Origin of the sequence: Flavobacterium silvisoli (genome assembly GCF_004329815.1) — a bacterium.
GTDB lineage: Bacteria > Bacteroidota > Bacteroidia > Flavobacteriales > Flavobacteriaceae > Flavobacterium > Flavobacterium silvisoli.
In genome coordinates, this window is record NZ_SJPE01000004.1 from 126,829 (window position 1) to 148,040 (window position 21,212).

The window sequence follows — 21,212 nt, forward strand, 5'->3', positions numbered from 1 at the left end:
TTAAGATTTGTGTGTTTTTCTTTTTGTGCCACAAAACTACAAATTTAATCGCAATGTTGAATTCAATAATTACCGCAATTTCAGATGAATTGATAAACGAATTTTATAGTGTAAAAGCGGTGGTGTTCTTCACTTCGCCAATCATAAAAGTACTGTGGGTACTGCCAATATGATTTAATGTGGTAAGCTTAGTGACCATGAATTCGCGGTATTCTTCCATGTCTTTGACAAACAGTTTTAAAATGTAATCGTAATCACCGCTCACGTGAAAACATTCCAGTACCTCATCAAGTTTAATGACCTGACGTTCAAAATTAGTCAGGAATTCTTTGGAATGTTGGATGAGTTTGATGTGGCAGAAGACTACAAACCCTTTGTCAACTTTATTCCGATTCAGTAGCGCGACATATTTATGGATGATTCCTTCACGTTCGAGTTTTTTGATGCGTTCGTATACCGCTGTGACCGACAAGTTCAGTTTTCCGGCTAATTCTTTGGTCGTTTTTTTGGTGTCCTGTTGTAGTAACGCCAAAAGTTTTTTATCGGTAGTATCCATCAGTATATTTCTGGAATTTAAAATTTAGTTTTTAAATCTACAATTGTTTATTTGTTATGTCAAAAATAGATTTATTTTTTATTAAAATTAGTTTTAGTAGTTTATTTATCTATATTTTAATTTAAATATTGATTTTTAATCTAAATAAAAAGAAATTTGGTTCCTATTAAATCCCAAAAAACTATATGAATACCGAAAACTTAACATTACTTGATTTTAACCCGGCTGATAAGATTCAGGATTTGCAATATTTTGGTGAATTCGGAGGGGTTAATCCTTCTATTTCAGACAGTTCGACTTATACGTTTCTTTCGGCCAAAACCATGTTTGATACTTTTGAAGGAAATGTCGAGGGCTGCTATTTGTACTCGCGTCATTCATCGCCAATGAATTTGTATTTAGGACAGGCGCTGGCTGCTATGGAAGGTACCGAAAGTGCCAATGTTGCGGCCTCAGGAATGGGAGCAATAACTCCGGTTTTAATGCAACTGTGCGGTGCGGGCGATGAAATTGTTTCCAGCCGTACAATTTATGGGGGTACCTATGCTTTTATGAAAAATATGTTGCCCAAATGGAACATCAAAACCCATTTTGTTGACATTACTAAATTAGATGTAGTAGAAGCTGCTATAACACCTAATACCAAAGTGTTATACTGTGAAACCGTAAGTAACCCATTGCTGGAAGTAGCCGATATTGAAAGCTTGGCGGCCATTGCCAAACGCCATAATATAAAGTTAGTTGTTGATAATACTTTTTCACCTTTATCGGTTGCTCCGGCAAAATTGGGAGCAGATATTGTTATCCACAGTTTGACTAAATTCATCAACGGAAGCAGTGATACAGTAGGAGGGGTGGTTTGTGCCTCGCAGGCATTTATCAATGATTTGAAAAATGTAAATGATGGAGCAAGTATGCTGTTGGGGCCTACCATGGACAGTTTGCGTTCGGCCAGTATTTTGAAGAATTTGAGAACTCTTCACATTCGTATGAAACAACATAGTCATAATGCGATGTATTTGGCACAAAAATTTGAAAATGACGGTTTGAAAGTTGTTTATCCAGGATTAGAAAGCCATCCGAGTCATGTCATTTATAAAACAATGATAAACCAGGAATATGGTTTTGGGGGAATGATGACGCTGGATGTGGGAAGTTTGGAAAAAGCTAATGAATTGATGGAATTGATGCAAAACCGAAATTTAGGTTACTTGGCTGTGAGTTTAGGATTTTATAAAACTTTGTTCAGCGCTCCGGGTACTTCAACTTCATCTGAAATACCGCTAGAGGAACAAAAAGAAATGGGCTTAACCGACGGTTTAATCCGATTTTCAATAGGTCTTGATAATGACATTGAACGTACCTATCAAATGATGAAAAAGTGCATGCAAGAATTACAGATCTTATAATTATAAGTTTTAATTTGGTTGTTAAAAATCCGCTAAAGAGTAAGTTCTGAAGCGGATTTTTATGTTTGATTGATGATTGAAAGGGGATTACATTTTTTCCAGATATTCCACCAAGCTGATGTTGAGGATGTGATTCCATCCTTTTTCAAAGTTTTCCGTTGCCAATTCAGGTTGGGTAACATCAAATGGGACTGTAAATACATGACTGAACAGCAGTTCGGTAGTGTGTTCATCAATGGAGTGCAACTCCCAAGTTACTACAGAAGTTCCTGTGTAACCTACATATTCCCAACTATGAACCAGTTTTTGATTTTCAATAATTTCCAACATTTTGCCACGATGCAGCCATTGTTTGCCCTTGTTGTCTCCGGCAGACCACTCAAATGTACTGCCAATCTCCATCTTCCAATCTTCGTCAAAATCAAAATACCATTGTTGTAAATGCTTCCTTTCGGTGATTACTTTCCATAGTAATGCTACCGGCGCCTTGTATACTTTTTTGAGCGTAAGGCTGTTGTCTGTTTTTTCCATATGTTTAATTATTGATGATTTTTTAGGTATACTTCCAGTTTGTCAACATTTTGTTTCAAGCCATCATTGATAGGATATAGTTTGGCAATTCGGATTAGTTCTTCAGCTGTGTCAAAAAGCATTTGCCAATGGATGTAAGTTTGATTACCTCGTGCTTCAAACTCAATTGTGGCGGTGAATTGATGATCTCCCAAATGACGATAAACAATTTTTTTGTGATGAATAACTTCTGTAAAAATACTTTGATTATCATAATCAGTACCGTCAGGTCCATGCATGATTAAGTTCCATTGACCATTGGGTATTATTTCCATTTTTGTTATGGTATTGGTAAATCCGTTTGGTCCCCACCAGTTTTTAATGTGATCCGGATTTGTCCATACTTCCCATACTAACTCGATGGGGGCATTGAGCAGTCTTGAAATTATTATCTCACGATCTGCAGTGTTACTTGTTGTTGTCATTGTTGTTTTTTTGAATTTTATCTAAATAGTTTTCTAATGCATCTAATTTATTTTCCCAGAATTGTTTGTATTGTTCAATCCAAACAGATACTTCGTTCAAATTTTCGAGCTTGGCTATACAATACCTTTCCCTACCTTTATTTTGAATTTCAATTAAACCGCATTCATTGAGTATTTTAATATGTTTGGATATGGCCGGGCGGCTTATATCAAAGTTTTCTGCGACAGCATTTAACGTCAATGTTTGAGCTGCTAATAGACTTAATATGGCTCTTCGTGTAGGGTCTGCTATGGCTTGAAATACATCTCTTCTCATGGTTTTACATTAATAGGTAACTAATCGGTTACAAATATATGTGTAACTAATCGGTTACGCAAATAATTTTCGATTTATTTAATTTTTAGAAAAGAGTAGGTTTGGTGGACCTTCATAAGGAATTGTTGAACAAGCAATAAAATATGATTTATTGTAAAAAAGAAAGAAGAAGAGTTGGGTAAAAAAAATCAGTATTTATATGAAGTCATTTTTTATAACTGCGAAATAGTAATAAAGACAAAACGACAAAAGGTACTGCTGAGCTTAATATTTTGAACTCTAAAGTCCAAATCCCTATAAAAAGAAGCATCAACATGAGCAATCCTGAACAAGCTATTCCTGTGAAAGTAATTGTTTTTCCGGGTTCTTTTTGAAACAATGCAAACAGCAGCAGAAACTGGCCTAATAACGGTATCATTATAAAAGGATGAATCAGTGACAATGGGTCGGTCATCAGCTCGCGGAATAGTTTAGCTTCTGTCTGAAAAACAAATGAAGAGCTATTGTTTCCCCATGACAAATACCCAAATTGGAAGCTCATAAGCAACAAAAAAATAAGTATTTTTTTAATGATGGTGGGCTTATTAGTCATTAGATTATCCAGAGCATAAATTGTATTTAACTATTTTGATTGTATTTTAAAGCTAAAAAAATAATCACAAATGTATATATTTGAGTGAGATTTTATACAGGGAGGGTTTTCCTGTAAATGTAAAATTAAGAACAGATGTTTATCCATCAAGGCAAAAGAAGAACCGCCAAGCACAATTTACAAATAGCATCCTTGTTGTCTTTTGTGGCGGGCATTGTAAATGTAGCCGGTTTTTTGGCGGTAGCCAAACTCACTACAAATGTTACGGGACACTTTGCCTTTTTTGTAGATGAAATATTTAAACTCAACTTTTGGCAGGGATTTATTTACTTCCTCTATATTTTTTTCTTCTTTTTGGGGTCTTTTACCTCCAGTTTTATGGTGGAGTTGATTTCACGCCGAAACCATAGTTTTGTATATATCATCCCAACTTCGGTAGAAAGTATCATTTTGATGTTAGTAGCGTTCATGGGCAAAAGCACAATAGTTGAAAATCCTAATTTGATAGCTTGTAGTTTACTTTTTGCTATGGGTTTACAAAATTCGTTGGTTACCAGAATTTCCAACGCCACAGTCAGAACCACTCATTTAACCGGACTTTTCACAGATTTAGGAATCGAATTGTCACAGTTGTTTTTTTATAGGGAGAAAGAATCCAGAGAAAAATTGTTTTCATCTGTTAAGTTACGATTGATAATCATCAGTTTCTTTTTTATAGGCGGAATCATCGGTGGAATTTTTTATTCCAGAATAGGATTATTGGTCTTACTGATAGGTTCACTTTCTTTAATTCTGGGCATTATTTTCGATAATTTGAAATTGAAAATTAAGTTACTCCAAAAAAGACAGCATTCCCATTGAACGGAAAAATTAAATATGAATTTCGGGCAAAAACCTGGCAGCATTCACCACCAGGCGGATGGTGTTTTGTGGCGCTTCCCCAAACAATGTCAGAAGAAATAAGAAGCATGCTGAAAGTGCAAGAAGAAGGCTGGGGCAGGTTAAAAGCAATCGCCTTGATTGGAAAGACAGAATGGGATACAGCCTTATGGTTTGATACCAAAAGCGGCACCTATTTGTTACCTCTAAAAAGCGAGATAAGAAAAAAAGAATCCATCTCGGCAGAAGAGGAGCTGATGGTCACTGTTTGGCTCTGAGTATTTTATCAATAGAAATACTCTTTTCAAATTATTTCAAGTCCAAACTTTTACAATAAATTTCCAATTTACAACTAATAAACATAGTTAAATCGATGTTAGGATTGACTAATTCATTTTAAAATTTAGTAAATTAGGGCTCAATTAAACGTGGAGTCCAGAGACCACTTACTAAACGGGGCGTATCCGAAAAGCCATATGAATAGGAATTTAAATAGAATGCCTTATGCCAAAGTATATTATTGAAAGAGAAATTCCGGGAGCAGGCGACTTAACTCCTGAGCAATTAAAAGGTATTTCACAAACCTCTTGCGGGGTGTTGAGTAATATGGGACCCCAGATTCAGTGGGTGGAGAGTTTTGTAACCGGTAACAAAGTATATTGTGTTTACATTGCCCCAGATGAAAAAATGATATTGGAGCATGCCCGACAGGGTGGGTTTCCGGCGAACAGCATTTCAAAGATTACAGCCATTATCAATCCGGTAACGGCTGAATAAAGCGCAATAAAAAAAAGCAAGTGATTCCATAAAAAGACACTTGCTTTTTTTGTTGATTCATTTCATGATTCATACCAAAATGATTTTCAGAGAAGCACGAGAAACCGATATTAAAGCCATACAAATCGTCAGAAATGCGGTTACCGAAAATACGTTGTCTAACCCTGATTTGGTGACTGATGAGGATTGCAAAACTTTTATGTTTGAAAGAGGCAAAGGCTAGGTTTGTGAAATAGATTGCCAAATAGTAGGTTTTGCCATAGCCGATTTGAAAGAACAGAACATTTGGGCTTTGTTTGTGCATCCTGAGCATGATAAAAAAGGGATTGGCAGGAAACTGCATGATCTTATGTTGGAGTGGTACTTTTCTCAAAATCTGGAAACCGTTTGGCTGGGAACCGCACCCGGAACACGAGCTGAGGGGTTTTACAAAAAAATGGGTTGGAAACCGACGGGTAGACACGGCTCTAATGAAGTAAAATTTGAAATGAACCATAGCCATTGGCAGCAATTGCAAAAAAATAAATGAAACGTTGAATAATTAATTAATACAAGCACTTACATATGAATTCACTTTGGAAGAAAATAATACTGAATACCACATTAAAAACTAACGAAAGCAAAGATTACTCAAGCTATGTTTTGGCAAAAGCTTACCGATTATTTGTCATCACAACCCGCAGACACATAAAAGACTTTTTTCTGATTACAATAGGAATTTTTTCGGCTTCCTTTGGCTTTAAAGCTTTTTTATTGACTAACCATTTCATTGACGGCGGAGCCACCGGGATTTCGTTATTGGTCTCTGCCATAACCGGAATTCCGTTGTATTTACTCATTATAGGGATTAATATTCCGTTTATTATTTTGGGTTATATAGTCATGGGTAGAGTTTTCGCAATCAAAACAGCATTAGCCATTGCAGGGCTTTCGACATGTTTGGCTTTAGTTACCTTTCCGAATGTTACCAATGATAATTTGTTAGTGGCTGTTTTCGGCGGATTTTTTCTCGGAGCCGGCATCGGTTTTGCTGTTCGAGGCGGAGCTGTTATTGATGGTACAGAGGTATTGGCAATTTATTTAAGTAAAAAGTTAGGAACAACTATAGGTGATTTTATCATCGTAATAAATGTTATTATTTTCTCTACAGCAGCTTATTTTTTAGGCATTGAAATAGCTTTGTATTCCATGATTACTTATTTGGCCGCTTCTAAAACCTTAGACTTTATAGTAGAAGGAATAGAAGAATACATAGGGGTTACCATAGTATCTGCTTACAGCGATGAAATCAAACGTATGATTGTGAATAAATTAGGGAGAGGTGTCACAGTTTATAGCGGCAAACGCGGTTACGGTAAGCGAGGAGTCAGCAAAGAAGTTGATATTATTTATACGGTAATAACCCGATTGGAACTAAACAAACTCAATACTGAAATTGAAAAAATCGAATCAAATGCTTTTGTAGTCATGACCAGTGTAAAAGATACCAAAGGAGGGATGATTAAGAAGCGCCCTTTAAATCATTAGAAGTAAAAGCAATAGTTTTTCTGCTTTGATATTTATCTTACAGAATATTTCGTAACTTTATGACTTAAAATCATTTGGCTATGAAAAAAAACTACCTCTTATTTTTGATTGTAATAGCGAGTTTTACTGCTCCGGCACAGATTATAAATTTTCCGGATGCGAATTTTAAGGCTAAATTACTTGCAGCTAATACAACCAATGAATATGCAAAAGATATCAATGGCAACAGTATTGTTATTGATGTTAATGGTAATGGTCAGATAGAACAGAGTGAAGCGCTCATGGTATATAAGTTATTTGATATTACAGCGTCAACGCCGCCCTTTAAATTGGCCTATGGTCTTATATCAGATTTGACAGGGATAGCCGCTTTTGCAAATTTGAGGTATTTAAATATAAGCGGAAATCAATTAACAACATTGGACCTCAGTAATAACGTACTGTTAACGTATTTGAACTGCAATCAAAACCAACTTACCACATTAGACCTCACTGCTAATACTTTATTGATTTCTTTGAATTGCAATGATAACCAGTTAACGAATAATTCCCTTAACCTGTCCGGCCTGATTCATTTGGAAAATTTGGGTATCGGTAATAATTTATTTACCACATACACTACAGACGGACTTTCGGCACTAAAATCATTCAGTTGCATCGGTAACCAAATGACCAGTATCAACGTAAACAACAGCCTGCAATTGGAAAGTTTGGTTTGTAGTAATAATCAACTTACATCATTGGAAATAAGCAATTTAATGTATTTGAAAACTTTGAATTGTAGTGGGAACTTGCTTACGGCACTCAATTTATCAACGTCTACCCAATTACTGACATTGGTCTGCAACAATAATCTTCTCACGGCTTTAGATACCGGGAATGCCATTCTCTTGAACCGATTGGTTTGTTCTTACAACAATATTGCTATTTTGGATTTTTCACACAATCCCAATTTAAAATCGGTTAATTGCAACTATAATTTAATTAATACCATTGTCTTTGATGATAATCCGTTGCTGACCGAATTTAATGGTGATAACAATCTTCTGGTGCAGTTAGACTTTTCCGCTACCGGAATTCGCAAACTGAAATGCAGTAATAATCCTAATCTTGTGTTTATTAATATTAAAAATGGTTTTGTTTCGTCTGATACTTATCTTGAACCAATGGTGCCTTTTCCATTCTATAATTTCTATTTGCAAAATCTACCTGCTCTAAATTATATCTGTCATGATGAGGGAGAGATTGGAGCAGCGACCATAAGTAACAACCCGGGTTTGGAAAACGTTAGTCATGGCACGTATTGTTCGTTCGAACCTGGTGGCACTTATAATACAGTTAATGGTACAGTCAAATTTGATTGTGCTGGATCGGATACTTCATTTTACAATCAAAAAATAATCATAACAAACGGTTTCCAAACTGGATTTACGTATACCAATACCGCTGGAAACTACACCTTTTATACCGGTGTAGGGAATGTTACCGTTATGCCGCAATTGGAAAATTCTACCTATTTTACGGTTTCTCCAACCAATTACACTTTTAATTTTACTAACATTGGGAATACTGAAACGGCAAATTTTTGTTTGACACCAAACGGGCTCCATTCGGATGTAGAGGTTGCTTTGATTCCGGTTACTCCAGCACGTCCGGGATTTGATGTCGTATATAAAATTGTTTATAAAAATAAAGGAAATCAAATTCAATCGGGTACTGTGTCCCTAACATTTGACGACACTGTTTTGGATTTTATTACAGCAACTCAGTCTTTGAGTCTTCAAACGGAAAATTTGTTGTCGTGGGATTTTATGAATTTAAATCCGTTTGAAAACAGAAGTATTGTGGTTACACTAAATGTTAATGCACCAACAGAAACTCCGGCCGTTGTTAACGGAGATATATTGCATTATCAAGTTGTTATAGCCACCGCTCAAAACGATGAAACGCCTAATGATAATCTAATGGATTTCAGTCAAACGGTTGTGGGGTCATTTGATCCAAATGATAAAACTGTATTACAAGGTGAGCAACTTAGCATAGCTCATGTCAATGATTATCTGCATTATATTGTCCGTTTTCAAAATACAGGTACTGCTGTAGCAGAAAATATTGTGATAAAAGATTTACTCGATCCTGCATTGGATTGGAGCACATTAGAAATGGTTTCGAGCAGCCATCCGTATCGAAGTGTCTTGACTTCAGGTAATAAATTAGAAGTATTTTATGAAGGTATTAATTTGGTATCATCCATAACTGACGAGGATGCTAGTCATGGATACATTGCTTTTAAAATAAAACCCAAAAATACGACTGCCATAGATGACGTTATTTCAAATACCGCCAGTATCTATTTTGACTATAATTTTCCTATTATAACGAATACTGTAACCACTACTGTTACTGCGTTGGGAACTGAAACTTTTAATGGGGAACAATTATTTACATTTTATCCAAATCCGGTTCGAGATGAGTTGCAGGTGTCTGTTGCCATCGGCACTAGCCTTAAAACGATTTCAGTTCATAATACTTTGGGGCAAAATCTAATTACGGTTTCTGGTCAAGCCCAAATTGATTTAAGTACATTATCTAAAGGGGTTTACTTTGTAGTCATTGAAACAGATAGTGCATCAGCAACTCAGAAAATTATTAAACTGTAATAATTATGCTATATCCTTAAATTATAGTTGTAGTTACATCATAATCAATTTGTACAAACAGAATAGTTTTTATCTATCATGAATTTTATTTCAATAAGATATAATAAATAAATTAGCTCAACTAATTTATAAACCAAATAATCAGGTATAATTATGGAAAATAGTAACAATCACAACGGAGAAAGCAAATGTCCATTTTCGGGCGGTGCTCCCAAACAAACAGCAGGAAATGGGACAAGAAACAGTGACTGGTGGCCTAATCAGTTAAAATTAAACATACTGCGACAAAACTCCTCCTTGTCTAATCCAATGGGAGAAAAGTTTAACTATGCAGAAGCATTCAAAAGCCTGGATTTGGCTGCAGTTAAGAAAGATATTTATGATTTGATGACCAATTCGCAAGAATGGTGGCCGGCAGATTACGGTCATTATGGTCCGTTTTTTATTCGTATGGCATGGCACAGTGCGGGGACTTATCGCATTGCTGACGGAAGGGGAGGAGGAGGCTCGGGTACCCAACGCTTCGCTCCACTCAACAGTTGGCCTGACAATGTGAACTTAGATAAAGCCCGTTTGTTGTTATGGCCCATCAAGCAGAAATACGGAAAAAAACTTTCATGGGCAGATTTGATGATTTTGGCGGGAAATTGCGCTTTAGAATCTATGGGACTTAAAACTTTCGGTTTCGGAGGAGGAAGAGAAGATGTATGGGAACCGGAAGAAGATATCTATTGGGGTTCTGAAGGGAAATGGCTCGAAGATAAACGCTATTCAGGCGACCGTGATTTAGAAAACCCTCTGGCTGCAGTTCAAATGGGACTTATTTATGTGAATCCGGAAGGACCTAACGGGAATCCTGATCCATTGGCTTCAGCACGAGATATTCGGGAAACTTTTGGTCGTATGGCTATGAATGATGAGGAAACAGTTGCTTTAATTGCCGGAGGACATACTTTCGGGAAAACGCATGGAGCGGCTGATCCGAGCAAATATGTAGGGCCAGAGCCGGCAGCCGCCAGTATTGAAGAGCAAGGTTTAGGTTGGAAAAATACTTTCGGTACCGGTCATGGGGAACATACTATAAGTAGTGGACTTGAAGGTGCCTGGACAACCACTCCAACAAAATGGAGTAATAATTATTTTGAAAATCTGTTTGGTTTTGAATGGGAGTTAACAAAAAGTCCGGCAGGAGCCCATCAATGGAGACCCAAAAACGGAGCTGGAGCAGGAACGGTCCCTGATGCACACAATCCTTCCAAAAAACATGCACCAATCATGCTTACGGCAGATCTTGCATTGAGAGCTGATCCGGCTTATGAGAAAATATCTAGGTACTTTTTGGAAAATCCTGATGCTTTTGCTGATGCTTTTGCCCGAGCGTGGTATAAATTAACCCATCGCGATATGGGACCAATTACCCGTTATCTGGGGCCTGAAGTGCCGAAAGAAGTACTTATTTGGCAAGACCCTATTCCGGTACCGACTCAACAGCCAGTTAATGACAACGAAATAGCGGTTTTGAAAGCCAAAATAGCTGATTCAGGATTGAGTGTTTCTCAGTTGGTTTCCACAGCATGGGCTTCGGCAGCTACTTTTAGAGGGTCTGACAAACGAGGAGGAGCCAATGGTGCCCGTATTCGTTTGATGCCACAAAAAAACTGGGAAGTAAACAATCCGTCACAATTGGTCTTAGTGTTATCAAAACTGGAAGCAATTCAATCTGAATTCAATAGTGGTGGTAAACAAGTATCATTGGCAGATTTGATTGTTTTGGCAGGAAATGTAGGAGTTGAAAAGGCGGCAAAGGCTGCCGGTTACGATTTGACAGTGCCATTCGCTCCGGGAAGAGGTGATGCCTCTCAAGAACAAACCGATGTGGAATCGTTTGCCGTTTTGGAGCCGCAAGCGGATGGATTCCGTAATTACGTAAAAACTAAATATGTGGTTTCTGCAGAGGAAATGCTGATTGATAAGGCTCAATTGATGACGCTTACTGCTCCTGAAATGACGGCTATTATCGGTGGTATGCGAGTACTGAATACCAACTTTGACAGTTCAAGACACGGAGTATTTACCAAACGACCTGAAACATTGACCAACGATTTCTTTGTCAATTTACTTGATATGGGTACAACTTGGAAACCAGCTGCCAATTCAGAAGGAGTATTTGAAGGATATGACCGTAAAACAGGAACTTTAAAATGGACAGGAACTCGTGTTGATTTGATTTTTGGTTCCAATTCAGAACTCAGAGCTTTAGCTGAGGTATATGCCTGCGCTGATGGACAGGAAAAATTTGTAAACGATTTCGTTTCGGCATGGTATAAAGTAATGCAGTTAGATCGTTTTGACTTAGCATAAATAAAGTAATAATAAGAAAAAGGTGGTCTAAATCAGGCCACCTTTTTTACTTTATATTGTATTCAATTTACTGTTTTTATAACTGAAACTAAAATAAATGATGAGGCCTAACAATAACCAGCAGGTAAAGTAAATCCAATTCCAAATACTCAATTCGGCCATCATGTACAAACAACAAATCAATCCTAATAGTGGAATTAACGATAGATTTTGTTTCCAAGACCATACGGCAAATCCAATCAACGACAATAGGAAAATCCACATTGGAATTTTGTGTTTGAACAGTTTAAAACCACTTTCGTATTTCAAAGACTGATCAATAGGTAGGGAGTCAACTACCTTTTTGTAGGTTGTTTCATTTTCGTTTAAAGAACTCAACAAAGCTTCTAAATCGGTGGTTTCCGTAGTCGGATTTTGCGTGACTAAATAGTCATAAACCTGTTTGGCTTGTGTTTTATCGAGCGAAGTTACAATATCAGCCGGAGCGTTCACCTGTTTTTCATTGGTTAAAAAATCCATCGTTGCTTGCTTGTTGATCGTAAAAGCAATGGAAGCACCAACAACCAAGAGCAGCGGAAACACGTACTTCGAATTGATATAAGGCGTTTTAAATTTACCTCTCGGGATGTCTTTTTTGTTTTGTAAAATTAAAACTCCGGCACATACCAATACAAAAGCAAATAAAGTCCCTATACTGCACAAGTCGGTTACCATGGTTAAATTTAAAAACAAAGCGGGTATAGCCACCACAAAACCGGTAACTATGGTCGCATAGGAAGGAGTGTGGTATTTCGGATGCACTTTAGAAAATCGCTTGGGTAACAATCCGTCGCGACTCATGCTCATCCAGATGCGCGGTTGTCCCATCTGGAAAACCAACAACACGCTCGCCATGGCAACAACGGCACTTACCGCGATGATACCCGACATCCATTTTAAATTCAGTTTGTTGAACACAAATGCCAGAGGATCCCCCACATTCAAATCGGCATAATTTACCATCCCCGTTAACACCAAAGCAATCACGACGTACAAAATGGTACAGATAATGATGGCCCACATCATCCCTCGGGGTAAGTCGCGCTGAGGGTTTTTGCATTCTTCGGCTGTGGTGGATATCGCATCAAAACCAATATAAGCGAAGAATACTGCGGATACACCTTTTAAAATACCTCCAACACCATTTGGCGCAAACGGATTCCAATTGGCTGTATCAACATAAAATATTCCAACGGCTATGACTAACAGAATGATACACAACTTTACCACAACCATAAGATTACTTGCGTTTCGGGATTCTTTCATCCCTCGATAAACTAAATAAGTAATTACAATGATAATAAGCAACGCCGGTAAATCGGCCACGAGGTGGAAGTTTCCTATGGTAGGACAAGTTGTCCAGGCAGTGTAGGCGGCTTGTAAGCCTTCGGATAAATTGTCAAACGATTTCCCCCCTTGCATCAGGGCAGAGGCATCTTTAAAACCGTTCGAGGCGGTCAAATAATCCATTTGAACCCATTGAGGTAACGTTATTCCACCACTTTCAAGCAGTCCGGTAAAATAATCGCTCCAGGAAATGGCGACGGTAATGTTCCCGATAGCATATTCCATAATCAAAGCCCAGCCTATAATCCAAGCGATTAATTCTCCAAAAGCCACATAAGAATACGTGTAGGCACTGCCCGAAACAGGCACCATCGAAGCGAATTCGGCATAAGCAAAGGCAGCAAAACTACAGGCAATAGCGGTAAAAATGAACAAAAAAATTACGGCAGGTCCGCCATCGGCACTGGCTTTTCCTATAGTGCTGAAAATACCGGCTCCTATAATGGCGGCAATTCCGAAGGCGGTTAAGTCTCTGGCAGTTAAATGTTTTCCGAGTCCCTGATGTCCGTCAGCTTCATTTTTAGCTACTTGATTTAGAATATCCTGAACAGTTTTTTTTCGGAATAAATTGGAAAAATTCATAGTTTGATGGGTTTTGTACAAAGCTTTGAAACAAAAGGTTTGATTTCAACAAATATATAAAACTCTCTCAATGTTTTATTATAAAGGTATTTCAGCAATAATTATAAAATAGAACAAGACTATTAAAAAATAGTGAAATATGATGAAAATCATGTGTAAGACGGAGTAGATTTCTTAGTTTTGCGCCATCAAAAATATATAACATTTAAACCTTATACATTATGTCATTAGTAGGAAAGAAATTCCCAAGCATTACTGTGGATGCCATTTCATTCATGGGAGAGAATTTGAAAATTAACGTTTTAGAGGAAGCAACCAAAAACAACAAAAAGGTAATTTTATTTTGGTATCCGAAAGATTTTACATTTGTATGTCCAACGGAATTACATGCTTTTCAAGCGGCTTTGGAAGAATTTGAAAAAAGAAATACCATGGTAATCGGTGCTTCATGTGATACTAATGAAGTACACTTTGCCTGGTTGAATACTCCAAAAAATCAAGGAGGAATTGAAGGTGTAAAATACCCGCTTTTGGCAGATACTACCCGAAATCTTTCTGCGGCTTTGGATATTCTTGATGCCGAATGGGTTTATGATGCCGAATTGAACGATGAGATTTTAGAAGGATCAAACGTAACGTTCAGAGCTACTTATTTGATTGATGAAACCGGAAAAATATTCCACGAAAGCGTAAATGATATGCCGTTGGGAAGAAATGTAAACGAGTATTTACGACTAATTGATGCCTATACTCACGTACAGACCGTTGGTGAGGTTTGTCCGGCTAACTGGCAAAAGGGACAAGAAGCCATGCACGCTGACCGCAATAGTACAGCCGCATATTTAAGCCACAATTAATTATTGGTTAAAAATAAAAAGCCCCGTTTCGGGGCTTTTTTTATGGAGTAAAAACAGATTTGTAATTGGGCCAGTACCTATAAATCAGGAATAAATTACCTAAGAAAAGAGCAATAGCAATGGGCAGTGTTTCGGGAGTCATAAAATAATTAATCAGCAATATATTCAACGTAACCGGTAAAATAACGATATTGGCCAAGGTTACGTACTTTCCTGATACATATGACAAACCACACAATAATTCAACTGCCTTTGCCAGAGGCATTAAATAAACTGAAGCAATTAATCCAGTGTTAAATGCTTTAAAATTTCCTGTTGCTTCCGTTTCCGGAGTTAATTTTAAAAAGAAACAGACAGAAGCGAACAATAAAAACAAACCGATAAGAACTCTGATAATAGTAGTGCTGGTTTTCATCTTAGATAGTTTTAAAAGAATGCACTATCAAAGTTAATCAAAAAAATACCACGGCTTAAAAAACTGTGGTATTTATTTAACAATCAGCAGTTTATTTTTGTTTGCTGTTCCGTTTTTGATAGGCTAAGTAGCCCAAAAATGCAATCAGTAGTATAGCCCATAGTTGTACCACAAAGGCGATAATACCCTCAAGCATAAACCAACCTGTTTTTAAGCTGTCCCAAATTTGTAAACCAATATGTGGTCGGTAAGCATTGATGCTTTTTTCATTGGCAATCAATTCATTTTTAATGGTTTCTTTTTGATACAGATATAACGTAACTGTGCTGAAATTAACCTGATCCTCCAACGAAAGATTTTTAAGTAGGGTATCGTCACTTTCCGTTGCTTTTTCTAATACCTTGTCTTCGGCTGTTGAAATTTCATTGAGTTTTTTACCTTTAGTATCAATCCCTTTTTCCAATCGTTTTTGGCTGTTGGTCATTCGTTTTTGGGCTAATTTATTCGAGAGCAATTGCAACGCTACGTCATCAGCTTTGATTAAACGGCTGTCGAGAAAATTAACTTCCTTGGTGATAGCAGTTAATACAGTATCCAACTGTGTATTCGGTACCCGCAATGTGATGGTGTTGTCAACCGTAAAGCGTGTCGTTTCGAGCGTACTGTCCTGACTGACTTGAGTTAACTTGTGCTCGCTGATGTTGCTTTTTAAGTCCGAAAATGTAATGAATCCGCCGTGTTTTTCAACAATTCTTTCAATGGCATAGGTTGATTTGGCAACGTTTTTCACTTTGAATTTTAAATCTGCTGTTCGAATAAACTTTCGTTCGAGTTCTTTCTTTTCAAGATTTTTAGTTGGATTGTTTTTCGCACTAACGGTGCTGTCGGCGGTGATGGCTGCTGATTCAGTTGCTGCTGTAGCTTCTGCATTGTAATCAGCTTGTTTGCAGGCAAAGACTAATCCGAATAGGAGTAATGCCAAACATAATTTTGATAAGTGTTTCATTTTCGTTCATTTTAAATAGTTAGTAATAGAGTTCCTGTCGATTATTGATCAATCAAAAGACAAAGTGTAGTTTTCTATCAATACTAAAATGAATTACTGGTTAAACCTTAATTGGAATCTTACTAAAAAGCGTGCCAAAATTTTGAATCCTTTGATTTTGCATCGGGAATAAATTTTGTCGTAATTTTGAATGCATTAAATACACACTTTGAGAACCTTATTATCCAAACAAATTGCTAATTCCAAAACGTTTAAAAATCAGTTGCTAGGCTGGTCAAAACAGTTTAGAGAAGTAATTTTTTTAGATTCAAATCAGTATCATCAGCGGTATTCAGACTATGACTGTGTTTTAGCTGTTGAAGCGTTTACCTCGATAAAAACAGATTACCACAACGCTTTTGAAGATTTAAAACAATACCAATCCCAAGCCAGAGACTGGCTGTTTGGGTATTTGTCGTATGATTTGAAAAATGATGTAGAGGATTTGCGTTCCAATAATTTTGACGGATTGCAGTTTGCAGATTTGTTTTTCTTTCAGCCCAAAAAGATATTTCTGATAAAAAACAATACCGTCGAAATTCAGTACCTGCGTTTGTGTGACGATGAAATGGAAGAGGATTTTAAAGCTATACTGAGCTATACTGAAACAGTTCATCATCAAGCTTCTCAGGCTATTCAGCAACGCATTTCAAAAGAAAATTATTTGGCAAAAGTAGCGAGGATGCTTGAGTATATTCATAGAGGGGATATTTATGAAGCCAATTTCTGCATGGAATTTTTTGCCGAAAATGTTACCATTAATCCGATTGAAATTTACAGTAAACTCAACAGTATTTCCAAACCTCCTTTTGCTGTTTTTTTTAAAAACAATGATCATTTTCTGCTTTCTGCATCGCCCGAACGGTATTTGAGGAAAGAAGGCACCAAAATCATTTCACAACCTATAAAAGGCACAGCCAAACGTTTTAATGACTCAGTTTTAGATGAAAAAGCCAAAGTTGATTTAGTTCAAAATCCGAAAGAACGCTCCGAAAACATTATGATTGTTGATTTGGTTCGCAATGATTTGTCGCGCACTGCTACAAAAGGTTCTGTTCAGGTAGAGGAATTGTGTGGTATTTATTCGTTTGAACAAGTGCATCAAATGATATCCACCATAGTTTCCGAAGTTGATACTGCAACTCCTGTTGTTGATATTTTAAGAACTACATTTCCTATGGGAAGCATGACGGGAGCGCCCAAAATTTCAGCCATGAAAATCATCGAAGAATTGGAAGAAACCAAACGTAGTTTGTACAGCGGTGCTGTTGGATATTTCACCCCTAATGGAGATTTCGATTTTAATGTGGTCATTCGCAGTATTTTGTATAATGCCCAAAACAGATATTTATCATTTTCAGTGGGAAGCGCCATTACTTCTCAGGCAGTTCCCGAACAGGAGTACGAAGAGTGTTTGTTAAAAGCGAAAGCCATGTTTGAAGTATTAAAATAGAAATAATTACTATTTTTGAACATGCTGCAACAATTTGAAAATCATATTCGTAAAAACTTTCCTTTTTTAAAAGAAAAACGGTTACTCGTTACCGTTAGCGGAGGTATTGACAGTATGGTTTTGTTGTATTTATGTCATCAGTTGCAGCTGAATTTTGCCGCTGCTCATTGTAATTTTCAATTACGCGGGGATGAAAGCGATGGAGATGAACAGTTTGTGAGAACGCTTTGTCAGGAATTGCACATTCCTGTTTTTGTCGAAAAGTTTGTTACCGAAGCCTTTGCCGCTCAACATAAATTATCCATTCAGGTTGTAGCCCGAAAACTGCGTTACGACTGGTTTGAAACCATTTTGCAAAACCACGATTACGATTACATTCTGACCGCTCATCATTTAGATGATAGTCTGGAAACATTTTTAATCAATTTCACCCGCGGAACCGGACTTGACGGTTTGACCGGAATTCCTGAGCAAAATGATAAAATCATCCGGCCTCTGTTGATTTTTTCAAGAGAAGAAATTATAACTTTTGCCAAAGAAAACAAAGTGCCTTGGCGAGAAGACAGTAGTAATGCAACGGATAAATACCTACGCAACAAACTTCGTCACCAAATCATTCCTGCTTTAAAAGAGCTTAATTCGGGACTGTTACAGTCTTTTGAAAAAACAACCGAACATTTGAAACAAGCGCAATCATTGGTAGATGATGCATCGCTAATAGTATTTCAAAATATAGTTGAAGAAGCCGATAATCAGTTAAAAATAAACATTCAGGAGTTGATTCGCTATAAAAATCACAACGCATATATATACCAATGGCTCAAACCAATGGGGTTTACTGATTGGACGGCAGTTTATGATTTAATTGATGCGCAATCAGGCAAACAGGTTTTTTCGGATACACATGTTGTCTTGAAAGACAGAAATCATTTGATAGTTTATCCAATACAACAAGTTGAAGAAACCGTTTATTTGATTAAGCAAAACCAAGCAGACGTTAAAGTTCCCTTAAAAATGACCTTTTGTAAGGCAGAGGCTGTTTCGGTTCAAACAACTAATACTATCTTTGTAGACGAAGCCAAACTTCAGTTTCCGTTGCAAGTCAGAAAATGGCAGGAAGGCGATGTCTTTTATCCGCTGGGTATGAACGGAAAAAAGAAAGTCAGTAAGTTTTTTAAAGATGAAAAAACAGCTTTACCTGATAAATTAAATACTTGGCTTTTATGTTCAGAGAATCAAATCGTTTGGATTATAGGAAAAAGAGCTGATGATCGGTTTAAAATAACAAATCAAACCACTAGTATATTACAAATACAACTACAAGAATGAATAGATTAATAGCCACGCTTTTACTTCTTTTGGCTTTTGCCAATACCAATGCACAAATCGTAAAACCTGTTAAATGGACTTCTAAAGTAGAAAAGATTTCGGATGCCGAATTCAATTTAATCATGAACGGTAAAATTGATCCCGAATGGCATGTATATTCTCAGTATACGCCTGAAAACGGTCCGCTGCCGGCTGAGTTTAAATTTGAAAATGCCAAAGACAATTATGAACTGGTGGGCAAAGTAAAGGAATCACCTTATAAAAAACAGTTCAATGATATTTTCGGAGTAGACGAATACTACTTTGAAAAGCAAGTTACATTTACTCAGAGAGTTAAAATTTTGAATCCGAAATTAACTTCAATCAAAGCCAAAATAGATTATCAGGTTTGTAAGGACGCTTGTATAAATGACAACAAAGATTTCGTTTTTGAAATCCCGACAGCTGCTTCGGCTGAAACAGTGGCAGCAGTTGATACCCTGAAAACTACTGATAGTGATACTCTGACAGCAACTGCAAAAGAGCAAGCTAAAACTACTGCGGAAACACCAAAACATGAGGAAGAAAGAGGATTGTGGACTATTTTCTTTTTGGCCTTTTTGGGTGGTTTTGCCGCGTTGTTAACACCGTGTGTTTTCCCAATGATTCCTATGACCGTCAGTTTTTTTACCAAGCAAAGTAAAAACCCGGGACAAGGGAAACGCAACGCCATTTTATACGGAATTTCAATCATTGCAATATATGTAGTACTAGGACTGGCCATTACCGGTGTTTTTGGTGCCGATGCTTTGAATGCTTTGTCAACCAATGCCTGGTTTAATGTATTCTTCTTTATACTATTGGTAGTTTTTGCGGCCTCTTTTTTGGGAGCTTTCGAAATCATGCTGCCTAATTCCTGGGCTAATAAAGTGGATAGACAAGCAGACAGAGGAGGGGTAATAGGTATTTTATTTATGGCCTTGGCTTTGGCTATTGTATCATTTTCATGTACCGGCCCTATAGTGGGAACACTTTTAGTAGAATCAGCTTCTAAAGGGGGAATAGCTCCTATTGTTGGGATGCTCGGTTTTTCTTCGGCCTTGGCTTTACCGTTTATGTTGTTTGCCATGTTCCCGAGCTGGTTGCAATCATTGCCCAAATCAGGAGGCTGGTTGAATACGGTAAAAGTATCATTAGGATTTTTAGAGTTGGCCTTAGCCTTTAAATTTTTATCCAATGCCGATTTGGTATTACAGTTGCATTTGTTGGAAAGAGAAGTGTTTTTAGCCATTTGGATTGCAATATTCGGAACTTGGGCTTTGTATCTTTTGGGTAAAATTATGACTCCTCACGATAGTCCGATTCAACATCTTTCTGTAGGAAGATTATCTCTGGGAATGTTGGTGCTGGCCTTTACAGTTTATATGATTCCGGGACTTTTCGGTGCGCCGTTAAAATTAATCAGTGCTTTTCCACCACCGCAAACTTACAGCGAAAGCCCTACAGGCTTTTTTGGCAGTTCGGCTACAGTTTCCAATAATGATTTGCCCGAAGGAGCAAAGTGGGGCGAGCACGGTATAATGACTTTTAATGATTATGATAAAGGATTGGCCTACGCCAAAAAAGTAAATAAGCCGGTAATGCTCGATTTTACCGGATTCGCCTGCGTAAATTGCAGAAAAATGGAGATCAATGTATGGTCAGACGAACAAGTTTTGAAGGTTTTGAAAAATGATGTTGTATTGATTTCGTTATATGTAGACGACAAGAGAGATTTACCAAAAGAGGAGCAAACCGTTTCGAAAACTACCGGAAACGAAATTGTAACAATAGGAGATAAATGGACCGATTTTATCATAACTAAATACAAAACCAACACTCAGCCTTTTTATGTGTTAATAGATTTGGAAGAGCAAAAACTCAATGAGCCAATCAGTTATACACCTAACGCAAAAGAATATTTAACTTGGTTAAAAGAGGGAGTAGCCAAGTTTAAATAAATTTTATTTTATTTTCAATATATTCATGTTTAGTTTAGCCTTTTGATTGTTTTTCATATAAGATTTTATCATATTTGTGTACCAATTATTAAAA

The 21,212-nt window shown here is 37.1% G+C and carries 21 protein-coding genes; 13 read left to right on the top strand and 8 right to left on the bottom strand.

Translation table 11 applies throughout. The annotated features are described in order from the left end of the window. Nucleotides 1-103 precede the first annotated feature (103 nt). A complete protein-coding gene (locus EZL74_RS05260; RefSeq protein ID WP_161971697.1) occupies nucleotides 104-556 on the bottom strand; it encodes an Lrp/AsnC family transcriptional regulator in 453 nt (150 codons plus the stop codon). Between the two features lie 185 nt (nucleotides 557-741). On the opposite strand from EZL74_RS05260, the gene EZL74_RS05265 reads away from it, so the two are divergent. After that, entirely contained in the window at nucleotides 742-1,965 is a 1,224-nt protein-coding gene (locus tag EZL74_RS05265) for an aminotransferase class I/II-fold pyridoxal phosphate-dependent enzyme (protein WP_131475551.1), read from the top strand. 87 nt (nucleotides 1,966-2,052) lie between these two features. Here the strand turns inward: EZL74_RS05265 and EZL74_RS05270 are convergent, their stop codons facing one another. From EZL74_RS05270 to EZL74_RS05285, 4 genes are all read right to left on the bottom strand, one after another. Then, the gene (locus EZL74_RS05270; RefSeq protein ID WP_131475552.1) at nucleotides 2,053-2,496 is read right to left on the bottom strand and encodes an SRPBCC family protein; all 444 of its coding nucleotides are present in this window, start codon (nucleotides 2,494-2,496) and stop codon (nucleotides 2,053-2,055) included. Nucleotides 2,497-2,504: 8 nt separating this feature from the next. Further along, on the bottom strand, nucleotides 2,505-2,960 hold the full coding sequence (locus EZL74_RS05275; protein WP_131475553.1) for an SRPBCC family protein: 456 nt from the start codon (nucleotides 2,958-2,960) through the stop codon (nucleotides 2,505-2,507). Then, the gene (locus EZL74_RS05280; RefSeq protein WP_131475554.1) at nucleotides 2,944-3,276 is read right to left on the bottom strand and encodes an ArsR/SmtB family transcription factor; all 333 of its coding nucleotides are present in this window, start codon (nucleotides 3,274-3,276) and stop codon (nucleotides 2,944-2,946) included. The genes EZL74_RS05275 and EZL74_RS05280 overlap by 17 nt, the downstream gene beginning before the upstream one ends. Nucleotides 3,277-3,481: 205 nt before the next feature. Beyond that, nucleotides 3,482-3,868 carry a hypothetical protein gene (locus tag EZL74_RS05285; protein WP_131475555.1) on the bottom strand — a complete coding sequence of 129 codons (387 nt, stop codon included), beginning with the start codon at nucleotides 3,866-3,868 and terminating at the stop codon, nucleotides 3,482-3,484. Between the two features lie 135 nt (nucleotides 3,869-4,003). Here EZL74_RS05285 and EZL74_RS05290 point away from each other — a divergent pair, with 135 nt between their 5' ends. The 8 genes from EZL74_RS05290 (at nucleotide 4,004) to katG (ending at nucleotide 12,072) form a co-directional block, all read left to right on the top strand. After that, nucleotides 4,004-4,729, top strand: a complete 726-nt coding sequence (locus EZL74_RS05290; protein ID WP_131475556.1) for a YoaK family protein — start codon at nucleotides 4,004-4,006, stop codon at nucleotides 4,727-4,729. Beyond that, nucleotides 4,726-5,025, top strand: coding sequence for a DUF1905 domain-containing protein (locus EZL74_RS05295; RefSeq protein ID WP_204745129.1), 300 nt, complete (start codon nucleotides 4,726-4,728; stop codon nucleotides 5,023-5,025). The genes EZL74_RS05290 and EZL74_RS05295 overlap by 4 nt, the downstream gene beginning before the upstream one ends. A gap of 226 nt (nucleotides 5,026-5,251) precedes the next feature. Next, entirely contained in the window at nucleotides 5,252-5,524 is a 273-nt protein-coding gene (locus EZL74_RS05300; protein WP_131475557.1) for a DUF4242 domain-containing protein, read from the top strand. A gap of 64 nt (nucleotides 5,525-5,588) precedes the next feature. Next, nucleotides 5,589-5,747 carry a hypothetical protein gene (locus tag EZL74_RS13275; protein WP_240034559.1) on the top strand — a complete coding sequence of 53 codons (159 nt, stop codon included), beginning with the start codon at nucleotides 5,589-5,591 and terminating at the stop codon, nucleotides 5,745-5,747. Between the two features lie 9 nt (nucleotides 5,748-5,756). After that, nucleotides 5,757-6,053: a GNAT family N-acetyltransferase gene (locus EZL74_RS13280; RefSeq protein ID WP_262708127.1), complete on the top strand. Its 297-nt coding sequence runs from the start codon at nucleotides 5,757-5,759 to the stop codon at nucleotides 6,051-6,053. A 35-nt stretch (nucleotides 6,054-6,088) separates the two neighbouring features. Beyond that, nucleotides 6,089-7,051, top strand: a complete 963-nt coding sequence (locus EZL74_RS05310; protein WP_131475558.1) for a YitT family protein — start codon at nucleotides 6,089-6,091, stop codon at nucleotides 7,049-7,051. Nucleotides 7,052-7,131: 80 nt separating this feature from the next. After that, nucleotides 7,132-9,711, top strand: coding sequence for a DUF7619 domain-containing protein (locus EZL74_RS05315; RefSeq protein WP_131475559.1), 2,580 nt, complete (start codon nucleotides 7,132-7,134; stop codon nucleotides 9,709-9,711). A 153-nt stretch (nucleotides 9,712-9,864) separates the two neighbouring features. Then, the gene (gene katG / locus EZL74_RS05320; RefSeq protein ID WP_131475560.1) at nucleotides 9,865-12,072 is read left to right on the top strand and encodes a catalase/peroxidase HPI; all 2,208 of its coding nucleotides are present in this window, start codon (nucleotides 9,865-9,867) and stop codon (nucleotides 12,070-12,072) included. A 51-nt stretch (nucleotides 12,073-12,123) separates the two neighbouring features. Here katG and EZL74_RS05325 read toward each other — a convergent pair whose 3' ends face one another. Further along, a complete protein-coding gene (locus tag EZL74_RS05325; RefSeq protein ID WP_131475561.1) occupies nucleotides 12,124-14,040 on the bottom strand; it encodes an amino acid permease in 1,917 nt (638 codons plus the stop codon). A gap of 221 nt (nucleotides 14,041-14,261) precedes the next feature. On the opposite strand from EZL74_RS05325, the gene EZL74_RS05330 reads away from it, so the two are divergent. Further along, nucleotides 14,262-14,897 carry a peroxiredoxin gene (locus EZL74_RS05330; protein WP_131475562.1) on the top strand — a complete coding sequence of 212 codons (636 nt, stop codon included), beginning with the start codon at nucleotides 14,262-14,264 and terminating at the stop codon, nucleotides 14,895-14,897. A gap of 40 nt (nucleotides 14,898-14,937) precedes the next feature. Here EZL74_RS05330 and EZL74_RS05335 read toward each other — a convergent pair whose 3' ends face one another. Together EZL74_RS05335 and EZL74_RS05340 are read right to left on the bottom strand one after the other, a co-directional pair. Then, nucleotides 14,938-15,312, bottom strand: coding sequence for a DoxX family protein (locus EZL74_RS05335; protein WP_131475563.1), 375 nt, complete (start codon nucleotides 15,310-15,312; stop codon nucleotides 14,938-14,940). A 91-nt stretch (nucleotides 15,313-15,403) separates the two neighbouring features. Beyond that, nucleotides 15,404-16,318, bottom strand: coding sequence for a DUF4349 domain-containing protein (locus tag EZL74_RS05340; protein ID WP_131475564.1), 915 nt, complete (start codon nucleotides 16,316-16,318; stop codon nucleotides 15,404-15,406). Between the two features lie 208 nt (nucleotides 16,319-16,526). Between EZL74_RS05340 and EZL74_RS05345 the strand changes: the two genes are divergently transcribed. The 3 genes from EZL74_RS05345 to EZL74_RS05355 are packed head-to-tail and all read left to right on the top strand — an operon-like array spanning nucleotide 16,527 to nucleotide 21,118. Further along, nucleotides 16,527-17,810 carry an anthranilate synthase component I family protein gene (locus EZL74_RS05345; RefSeq protein WP_131475565.1) on the top strand — a complete coding sequence of 428 codons (1,284 nt, stop codon included), beginning with the start codon at nucleotides 16,527-16,529 and terminating at the stop codon, nucleotides 17,808-17,810. Nucleotides 17,811-17,831: 21 nt separating this feature from the next. Beyond that, nucleotides 17,832-19,139, top strand: a complete 1,308-nt coding sequence (gene tilS, locus EZL74_RS05350; protein WP_131475566.1) for a tRNA lysidine(34) synthetase TilS — start codon at nucleotides 17,832-17,834, stop codon at nucleotides 19,137-19,139. Continuing rightward, nucleotides 19,136-21,118 (top strand): protein-disulfide reductase DsbD family protein, encoded by a 1,983-nt coding sequence (locus EZL74_RS05355; protein WP_131475567.1) that lies wholly within the window; start codon nucleotides 19,136-19,138, stop codon nucleotides 21,116-21,118. The genes tilS and EZL74_RS05355 overlap by 4 nt, the downstream gene beginning before the upstream one ends. Nucleotides 21,119-21,212 lie beyond the last annotated feature (94 nt).

Bases quoted from the DNA above. Each gene is read 5' to 3' on its own strand.
- EZL74_RS05325 (WP_131475561.1), bottom strand. From the start codon at position 14,040: ATGAATTTTTCCAATTTATTCCGAAAAAAAACTGTTCAGGATATTCTA.
- EZL74_RS05355 (WP_131475567.1), top strand. From the start codon at position 19,136: ATGAATAGATTAATAGCCACGCTTTTACTTCTTTTGGCTTTTGCCAAT.
- EZL74_RS05280 (WP_131475554.1), bottom strand. From the start codon at position 3,276: ATGAGAAGAGATGTATTTCAAGCCATAGCAGACCCTACACGAAGAGCC.
- EZL74_RS05340 (WP_131475564.1), bottom strand. From the start codon at position 16,318: ATGAAACACTTATCAAAATTATGTTTGGCATTACTCCTATTCGGATTA.
- EZL74_RS05335 (WP_131475563.1), bottom strand. From the start codon at position 15,312: ATGAAAACCAGCACTACTATTATCAGAGTTCTTATCGGTTTGTTTTTA.
- EZL74_RS05270 (WP_131475552.1), bottom strand. From the start codon at position 2,496: ATGGAAAAAACAGACAACAGCCTTACGCTCAAAAAAGTATACAAGGCG.
- EZL74_RS13275 (WP_240034559.1), top strand. From the start codon at position 5,589: ATGATTCATACCAAAATGATTTTCAGAGAAGCACGAGAAACCGATATT.
- EZL74_RS05300 (WP_131475557.1), top strand. From the start codon at position 5,252: ATGCCAAAGTATATTATTGAAAGAGAAATTCCGGGAGCAGGCGACTTA.
- tilS (WP_131475566.1), top strand. From the start codon at position 17,832: ATGCTGCAACAATTTGAAAATCATATTCGTAAAAACTTTCCTTTTTTA.
- katG (WP_131475560.1), top strand. From the start codon at position 9,865: ATGGAAAATAGTAACAATCACAACGGAGAAAGCAAATGTCCATTTTCG.
- EZL74_RS05330 (WP_131475562.1), top strand. From the start codon at position 14,262: ATGTCATTAGTAGGAAAGAAATTCCCAAGCATTACTGTGGATGCCATT.
- EZL74_RS05290 (WP_131475556.1), top strand. From the start codon at position 4,004: ATGTTTATCCATCAAGGCAAAAGAAGAACCGCCAAGCACAATTTACAA.
- EZL74_RS05275 (WP_131475553.1), bottom strand. From the start codon at position 2,960: ATGACAACAACAAGTAACACTGCAGATCGTGAGATAATAATTTCAAGA.
- EZL74_RS05265 (WP_131475551.1), top strand. From the start codon at position 742: ATGAATACCGAAAACTTAACATTACTTGATTTTAACCCGGCTGATAAG.
- EZL74_RS05310 (WP_131475558.1), top strand. From the start codon at position 6,089: ATGAATTCACTTTGGAAGAAAATAATACTGAATACCACATTAAAAACT.
- EZL74_RS05315 (WP_131475559.1), top strand. From the start codon at position 7,132: ATGAAAAAAAACTACCTCTTATTTTTGATTGTAATAGCGAGTTTTACT.
- EZL74_RS05285 (WP_131475555.1), bottom strand. From the start codon at position 3,868: ATGACTAATAAGCCCACCATCATTAAAAAAATACTTATTTTTTTGTTG.
- EZL74_RS05260 (WP_161971697.1), bottom strand. From the start codon at position 556: ATGGATACTACCGATAAAAAACTTTTGGCGTTACTACAACAGGACACC.